Raw genomic sequence first — 7452 nt, 5'->3', positions numbered from 1 at the left:
GACGAGGCGGCGCGGACGCCGACGCGGGAGGATGACGCGATTGTCGCGCGGCTCGAGATCGCCTCGGCCGGGCGTGCCTCGGTGGAGCGTGCGCTTGCCGCGGCGCGCGCGCAGGCGGCGACCGCGCGGCAGAGGCTCGCCGAGCTCCAGGCCGTGCAGCGCGACATGCGCACCGAGGCGCGCATGGGCGGGCCGTGGGGTGCCGGCGGCATGGGTGGCACCTGGGGCAGGCCTGGCCGGGGCGCGGGAGGCGGCATCGGCGGAAGCATGGGCGGGGCGATGCTCGGCGTGCTGCTCGGCGAGATGCTGCGCGGCGGGCTCTCGCGCGACGGGTTCTGGGACAAGGTTGGCCGCGACCGCGGCGGCGGCGGCTGGCACGACACGTGGAGCGGCGGCGCAGGCGGCGGCGCCTGGGGCGGCGGGCTCGGCGATGGCATGGGCGGAGGGTCCTGGGGCGGCGGCGGACGATCCGGCGGCGGGATGCAGGACGGCGGGATGAGTGGCGGGGGTTTCAAGACCGGCGGCCAGTTCTGAGAGGCCGCTCGATAATGCTACTGCCGCGGCCGTCTGGCATCGGTTTCCCGCGCTTCCGGTGCTCACGCCCATCAAGGCCGCTCCGCTCCGGTTCTCGGGAACCGCGCCAGCCGACTCACGGCAGCCGTTCTCAAGCGGCCTCTGAGGCGGCGCCAGATCACTCCAAGCCCGGATCGTCCCCGATCCTCTGTCCGGCGGGGCGAGCGGTGGCGCCGCCTGGGGTGACGGTGATCCAGCGCGCGGGGCGGGCGTCGCGACTTGTTTCGATCAGCCAGGCTTCGCGGCCTGGCGGGCCGTCATGGACGAAGCGGGGCGGCGATGCCGTCTCGCCTGGCCCGAGCACCGATCGCGCGGCGGCTTCCGCCTCCTCGGCCGTCAAGAGCGTGACGACGCGGGGGCAGGCCTCGATGCGGTCGGGCGTGCGGCAGATCAGGCCGATCGTCATGACATGGCCGCGTTCATCGACACGCGCTGCACCGATGGCGCGGCCCTTCGCCTCGAGCGGCACGAGCCAGTAGGACGGGGCGCCGGAGAGGTCCTCGACCATCACCGGCGCGCCCGCTTCAGGCTCGGGCCAGGGGGCGAAGAGGGGGTCGTGCGCGGCGAGCAGGGCGGAGAGGGTATCCGCCGCCGCCGCCCGTGCCTCGTCGCGCCCGATCATCGCCGCCTCAATGCGTATCGGTGCGGTTGCGCACGAAGCACCAGTTGGTGTGGTTCACCGCGTCCCAATCCTCCCAGTACACCGCGCCGCCTGCACAGATGTCGGCGTTCCAGGGCCAGGGGTCATACACCTGGAGCCAGCGCTTGGGCGTCGAGCCGATCAGGGAGAAGTTCTGCTGCTTCCAGCCGGCGACGGCGCGGGCGTGGCCGGGAATGCCGCTCTTGAGCGGGCGGTTGGCGTCGATCTCCGACTTCGCCTCCGTCCAGTTGGCGGAGAAGTCGTGCGCTGCATCCATGCAGCCATTGGTCAGCGAGATGTAGCCCGCGTCCTGCCCGGCCTGGCTGGTGCCTGTCGCGCCCGTGCCCATGGCGGTGGCGATGGCGTCCTGGCTGAAGGGGCGGCGGTGGAAGTCGAGGATCATCTGGCCCGTCGCCACCGCGCAGTAGACGTTGGTCTGCTGGGCGTAGAGGGCGAAGCAGTCATGCGGCGAGCAGCGCGGCCCGTATTTCAGCACGCGCGAGGAGTAGAGGGCGAAGATGTAATCGGAGACGAGGAGCAGCTTCGACCGCACGGCGACGAGCTCGCGCGCCGTGTAGCCTTCGGCGAACAGCTCCTTGCTGTGCTTCCTGGCGACCTCGATCTCGCGGTCGAGCTCCTCGTAGCGGCGGAGCTTCTTCTCGAGCCCGCTCTCGGTGCGGGATTCGAGGAAGGAGTAGGCCGTCTGCCCCTCGATCTCCTCCTCGCCGAAGCTCTGGACGATCGTGCCGTCGGCCACGTCGACGATGATGCTGTTGGGCTTCTCGCCGGCGAGTTCCACGCGCACGCCGATCTTGGGATAGCAGTAGCAGACGAATTCCTGCGCCTTGGCCTCTCGCCGCGGGTAGGCCTTCTTCGCCGCCTCGAGGGCGAGCTTGGTCGCCTTCGCGGGGTCCCACTTGCGGGGGCCGCGCTCGATGGTGACGACGGGCGAGCCGACGAGCTTCGAGGCGGCGGCCTTCACGCGGCCTGTCTCGGTGCGCCCCTCCATCACGCTGAACTCGTAGAACAGCGGTTCTCCGTTCAGGTCATGGATGATGATGGCCTCGGGGTTGAACACGCCTGTCCATCCCTGCTGCATGTCCTCGATGCCGCCGGCCCAGGCGCGGCGCACGGCCATCTGTGCGTGCGCAAGGGCCTGGGGGCGCTCGACGAGGGCGCGGGGCTTGGCTCTGCGGATCGTCATCGCTCACTCCTCGGGTGTTCGGCGCGGCCGTTCGGGGGCGCTGCGCCGCGTTGCGGGGCGGGAGCGTATTCCGGGGCGCGAGGCAGGAGCGTGCGGGGCCAAGAGGGATGACCCGGCGCGGGGCCGCGGATCACGTTCTCGTCCCCATTGTTGCGAGTGTAGAATGAAAACGACAGTGGAGCAAGCCTAGTTTTGGATCCGGTTGCTATTGATCGCAAGGCGGAGGCGTCGGAGCGGTTACCTCCATGCCCCTGACCGCTCTAGCGACAGCGGTGCATCCAGTGGCTTCCCCGGGGCAGCCGAGGCGAGGGAAAGGATTGACGGTTGGTCGTCGGCAGGCAGCGAAAGCGTCGGCGAGATTCCGAAGGGGGGATACTTGGGCACATCAACTTCCCTTCCACACCATCCGTGAGCACCGCGAGCACGGCCAGCACGCTGAGCACATTAGCATAATGAGTACTGACACGGCCAATCCAAGCTATTGATATGTAAGACGTTTTCAACGAGCAAGCGTTTCAACCTTGACATGTCATAGGTATGAGTTGCAAGGAATACTGCCGTTGACGAGCATTGAGTTGACGAATATGCCAACTTAAATGAGTTGAGTAGATATCTAAATCATTGAAAAGACGGCCTTTTTACTCCACATTACGAATCGTTGAGGGCTTCGGCGTCCAAACCCGAGTGTCCAATGCGAGCCCACCCTGGTCGGGGTCCAAACTCGACCACACCTCGCCGCCTCCACCATGGCTGGGTGCTAAACAGCAACCCGCCGGGGTCCACACCCGGCCCTTACAGAGGATGACGTGATGACGTCTGTTAGAGAGGGCAACGCCATCGCAAAGAAGCAACTTGCGCAGCGGGACCTGCTTTGGCCGGGCTTTGAAGACTGGCTGTGGCATCGCAAGGCAAATAAGGGCTTTGCGACGATACCCAAAACGATGCCTCTTGTCTTGCAGATCATGGACGGATTGAGTAACGGCAAACCTCTGTCTTCAACCTACCTTGGCCTCTGGTGTGCGACCTGGGATAATTCGATGGTGAACATCAGCAAACCAGACGAAATGGCGTATGCAGCAGGCTTTACAGGGCAACGCGCGACCTACACTTGGTTAGGCCGCGTTAACATATTAAGGGAACTAAACTTTATCAGTGTGAAGCCAGGAAAATCTGGGCCGACAAGTCACATACTCATTCTGAACCCGCACTATATTGTTCGTTGGCATTACGAGAAAAAAACACCCGGATTAGTTGAAGCATACTTTAACGCACTACTTGATCGTGCGATTGAGATCGGCGCAAATGATCTTATTGGCCCCTTGCCGTCAACTCCAAGCACTCCCGTGTTGTCGCCACCACCTACCGTTGAAATGACCTCTGCCGTGGATGACGCCATCTGAGCGGTTGCTTACAGTCTGTTGCATAAGGTTCTGATCCGCCTCTTTCCCCATCTGTGCCGTCGCCTTCGCCATAACCTGGCCGAAACGCCAAAGAGGCGGAGCCCTCTCAGGCCCCGCCCCTCTCGTCCCGTCTCCCGCGCGGTTACCGGGGTGGTCTCCGGCCCGCGCGTGAAGCCTCTCTGACGGAACGTCTGCTACCCGCTAGAGCCCGTCCAGGAATTCGCTGCCGTGAGTCGTATGGCGCAGCTTCCGAGAACCGGCGCGCAGCGGGCTCCTGCCCGTGAGCACCGGAAGCGCAGGCAGCAAAGCCAGACGGCCCAAGAAGTCATTGGGGCAGTAGAATTCATGGATGGGCTCTACCCAAGGCGCTCGCCGTGCAGGGACTCGTCCAGCCCCTGCTGCTCCTCCTCGTCGGTCACGCGCAGGCCCATCGTCGCGTCGAGGATCTTGAGGAGCACGAAGCTCACCACGCCCGTGTAGACGATGGTGATCACCACGCCCTTGATCTGCAGCATGAGCTGGCCCACCGAGCCGACGATGCCCTCGGGCGACGCATCGGTCGCCGACAGCGAGCCGTAGGCAAGCACGCCGACGAGAAGCGCACCGACGATGCCGGCAACGCCGTGCACGCCGAACACGTCGAGGCTGTCGTCATAGCCGAGTATCTTCTTCAGGCTCGTCGACGCCCAGAAGGCGGCAACGCCCGCCACCACGCCGATGATGATGGCAGAGCCAGGCAGAACGAAGCCGGCCGCCGGGGTGATGGCGACGAGGCCCGCCACCGCACCGGAGATGATGCCGAGCACCGTCGGCTTGCCGCGGCTGATCCACTCCGCGAACATCCAGCCGAGCGCCGCGGCGGCGGTGGCAACCTGCGTCACCAGCATCGCCATGCCCGCGCGGCCGTTCGCGCCGGCGGCCGAGCCCGCGTTGAAGCCGAACCAGCCGACCCAGAGAAGCGAGGCGCCGATCACGGCGAGGCCGAGGTTGAACGGCGCCATGTTCTCGGCCCCGTAGCCCTTGCGCTTGCCGAGAACGATCGCGGCGACGAGGCCCGCGACGCCGGCATTGATGTGCACCACCGTGCCGCCCGCGAAGTCGAGCACGCCGTCGCCGAACAGGAAGCCGTTCGGGTGCCACACCCAGTGCGCCACCGGCGAGTACACGATCAGCGACCAGAGCACGAGGAACACGATCAGCGCCGAGAACTTCATCCGGTCGGCCACCGCGCCGGTGATCAGCGCGGCGGTGATGATCGCGAAGGTCATCTGGAAGGTGATGAACACGCTCTCGGGGATGGTGAAGGCGACGGCGCCGTCACCGCTGCCGAGGCTGAAGGGCTTGTCCCAGTTCGTGCCGACGCCCGAGAGGAACAGGCGGGAGAGATCGCCCACATAGGCGCCGCCCTCGCCGAAGGCCAGGCTGTAGCCCGCCACCATCCAGACGACGCTGATCACGGCGCAGGCCGTGAAGGTCTGCATCATGGTGGCCAGCACGTTCTTCTTCCGGACCATGCCGGCGTAGAACAATGCAACGCCCGGAATGATCATCATCAGCACGAGCGCGGTCGAGATCAGCATCCAGGCGGTGTCGCCGGTGTCGATCGCAGGCGCGTCCTGCGCCGCGGCGGGCGCGGCGAGCAGGAGCGGAAGCAGCAGCGCCGCCCCCCCAAGCATTGTCTTCTTCATCGTCCCTCTGATCCCTTCCTGATCGGATCGGTCGCGTGTCGGTTCGAAGCCGCGCTCAGACGGCCGCGGCATCGGTCTCGCCGGTGCGGATTCGGATGGCGCGCTCGATGTCGAGAACGAAGATCTTCCCGTCGCCGATCTTGCCCGTGTGGGCCGACTTGGAGATCGCCTCGCACACCTGGTCGGCCAGGTCGTCGTTCACCACGACCTCGATCTTCACCTTGGGCAGGAAGTTCACGTGATACTCCGCGCCGCGGTAGATCTCGGTCTGCCCCTTCTGCCGGCCGAAGCCCTTCACCTCCGACACGGTGAGCCCCTGCACGCCGAGCGGCGTGAGCGCCTCGCGCACGTCGTCGAGCTTGAAGGGCTTGATGATCGCCATGATGAGTTTCATGCGCCGTCCTCTCCCGCCGTTCCCCGGCACCGATTACGGGGCAGGGGTTTCAAGAACCGTGCCGCGGCAGCGGGATGAGCCTATTGCGTGGGCAGAGGGGCCGGTTGCGCCGGTCGCGCGCAGAGTGCTGCACAAAACTTAGGCACACGCACGCGATCCGCCCGGCTGGGGAAGGCGCGCGGGGCGGGGCGCTTCCGCCCGGGCGAGGCGCGGCCATATGCTTCCGGCATGAGCACGCATGTCACCGCGACCGTCTGCATCGTCGGGGCGGGGCCCGTCGGGGCCACCCTCGCCTGCCTCCTCGCCGAAGCCGGCGTCTCCGCCGCGGTGATCGACCAGGCGGCGCTGCCGCCGATGGAGCTGCCGGAGTTCGACGGCCGCGCCTACGCGGTGGCGCTCACCTCGCGCGCGGTGCTCGAGCAGGCCGGCGTCTGGGTGAGGCTCGGCGCAGCGCCCTGCCCGATCCGGCAGATCCGCGTGTCGGACGGGCTGGTCGGCCGCCCGGCGAGCCCGCTTCACCTGCACTTCTCCGCCTCCGACGTGGGCGAGGACGCGTTCGGCTGGATGGTGGAGGCACGCCATCTCCGCATCGCGCTGAACGCCCAGCTTCCGCGGCTGCCCGGCCTCTCGGTGTTCGCGCCAGCGCGGATCGCCTCGGTCACGCGTGGGGCCGAGGGGGCGGAGGTGCGGCTCGAGGACGGCACGGTCATCGCCGCCCGGCTCGTCGTCGCCGCGGAGGGGCGGCAGAGCGCGCTGCGCACGGAGGCGGGCATCCCCGTATCGCGCTGGAACTACGGGCAGGATGCGATCGTCTGCGCCGTGCGGCATGAGAGGAGCCACCTGAACGTCGCCGTCGAGCATTTCCTGCCAGGCGGGCCGTTCGCGATCCTGCCGCTGCCCGGCGAGGGCGGGGACGGCCGCACCTCGGCGATCGTCTGGTCGGACCGCACCGCGATCATCGACCGGGTGTGGGAGCTGCCGCCCGAGCGCTTCGCCCGCGAGGTGGCGCGCCGGTTCGGCGACCATCTCGGCCGGGTCGACCCCGTCGGCCTGCGCTGGCGCTACCCCCTCTCGGCGCTGGTCGCGCACCGCTACACCGACACCCGGTTGGCGCTGGTGGGGGACGCGGCGCACGGCATCCACCCGATCGCGGGGCAGGGGCTGAACCTCGGCTTCCGCGATGTCGGCGCGCTGGGGGACGTGATCGCGGCCGCCGTGCGCGCGGGGGAGGACCCGGGCTCGGCCGCGGTGCTCGCGCGCTATCAGGCGGCGCGGCGGCCGGCGAACGTCGCGATGCTTGCGGCGACGGACGCGCTCGACAGGCTGTTCTCCACCGGCTTCGGCCCGGTGCGGCTCGCCCGCACCCTCGGCCTCGCGGTGGTCGACCAGGTGCCGCCGCTGAAGCGGCTGTTCATGCGCACCGCGATGGGGCTTTCGCCGATGGCCTCGCTCTCGCCCTTGAGGGGCCTGCGCGACGCGGCCTGACGGGCCGGCGTTGCCGCCCGGGCTTTCCCGCTGCTATCGTTCCGCTACGGAAGCGTTCGACGCCCCTG

At 67.7% G+C, this 7452-nt stretch carries 6 protein-coding genes and 1 pseudogene; 3 read left to right on the top strand and 4 right to left on the bottom strand.

Annotated elements, in window-relative coordinates:
- Positions 1–534, top strand: a pseudogene (locus FIF60_RS21750) (hypothetical protein); the annotation flags it as partial.
- 157 nt (positions 535–691) lie between these two features.
- On the opposite strand, the gene FIF60_RS18465 reads toward FIF60_RS21750, so the two are convergent.
- Both FIF60_RS18465 and FIF60_RS18460 read right to left on the bottom strand, forming a co-directional pair.
- A complete protein-coding gene (locus FIF60_RS18465) occupies positions 692–1195 on the bottom strand; it encodes a hypothetical protein (RefSeq protein ID WP_144299760.1) in 504 nt (167 codons plus the stop codon).
- A gap of 7 nt (positions 1196–1202) precedes the next feature.
- The gene (locus tag FIF60_RS18460) at positions 1203–2417 is read right to left on the bottom strand and encodes a C39 family peptidase (protein WP_144299759.1); all 1215 of its coding nucleotides are present in this window, start codon (positions 2415–2417) and stop codon (positions 1203–1205) included.
- Positions 2418–3226: 809 nt separating this feature from the next.
- On the opposite strand from FIF60_RS18460, the gene FIF60_RS18455 reads away from it, so the two are divergent.
- Positions 3227–3817 carry a hypothetical protein gene (locus FIF60_RS18455; RefSeq protein ID WP_204251247.1) on the top strand — a complete coding sequence of 197 codons (591 nt, stop codon included), beginning with the start codon at positions 3227–3229 and terminating at the stop codon, positions 3815–3817.
- A 356-nt stretch (positions 3818–4173) separates the two neighbouring features.
- Here the strand turns inward: FIF60_RS18455 and FIF60_RS18450 are convergent, their stop codons facing one another.
- Positions 4174–5505 carry an ammonium transporter gene (locus tag FIF60_RS18450; protein WP_239451702.1) on the bottom strand — a complete coding sequence of 444 codons (1332 nt, stop codon included), beginning with the start codon at positions 5503–5505 and terminating at the stop codon, positions 4174–4176.
- A gap of 55 nt (positions 5506–5560) precedes the next feature.
- Positions 5561–5899 (bottom strand): P-II family nitrogen regulator, encoded by a 339-nt coding sequence (gene glnK / locus FIF60_RS18445; RefSeq protein WP_144299757.1) that lies wholly within the window; start codon positions 5897–5899, stop codon positions 5561–5563.
- Between the two features lie 228 nt (positions 5900–6127).
- Between glnK and FIF60_RS18440 the strand changes: the two genes are divergently transcribed.
- Positions 6128–7384, top strand: a complete 1257-nt coding sequence (locus FIF60_RS18440) for a UbiH/UbiF/VisC/COQ6 family ubiquinone biosynthesis hydroxylase (RefSeq protein WP_144299756.1) — start codon at positions 6128–6130, stop codon at positions 7382–7384.
- The last annotated feature ends 68 nt before the right edge of the window (positions 7385–7452 follow it).

Origin of the sequence: Elioraea rosea, assembly GCF_007644105.1 — a bacterium.
GTDB lineage: Bacteria > Pseudomonadota > Alphaproteobacteria > Acetobacterales > Acetobacteraceae > Elioraea_A > Elioraea_A rosea.
This window is presented reverse-complemented; position numbering and strand designations above follow the sequence as displayed.

What these genes read in the sequence shown, in the direction of transcription:
- FIF60_RS18465 (WP_144299760.1), bottom strand. Translation starts at nt 1,195, where the DNA reads ATGATCGGGCGCGACGAGGCACGGGCGGCGGCGGCGGATACCCTCTCC.
- FIF60_RS18450 (WP_239451702.1), bottom strand. Translation starts at nt 5,505, where the DNA reads ATGAAGAAGACAATGCTTGGGGGGGCGGCGCTGCTGCTTCCGCTCCTG.
- FIF60_RS18455 (WP_204251247.1), top strand. Translation starts at nt 3,227, where the DNA reads ATGACGTCTGTTAGAGAGGGCAACGCCATCGCAAAGAAGCAACTTGCG.
- FIF60_RS18460 (WP_144299759.1), bottom strand. Translation starts at nt 2,417, where the DNA reads ATGACGATCCGCAGAGCCAAGCCCCGCGCCCTCGTCGAGCGCCCCCAG.
- FIF60_RS18440 (WP_144299756.1), top strand. Translation starts at nt 6,128, where the DNA reads ATGAGCACGCATGTCACCGCGACCGTCTGCATCGTCGGGGCGGGGCCC.
- glnK (WP_144299757.1), bottom strand. Translation starts at nt 5,899, where the DNA reads ATGAAACTCATCATGGCGATCATCAAGCCCTTCAAGCTCGACGACGTG.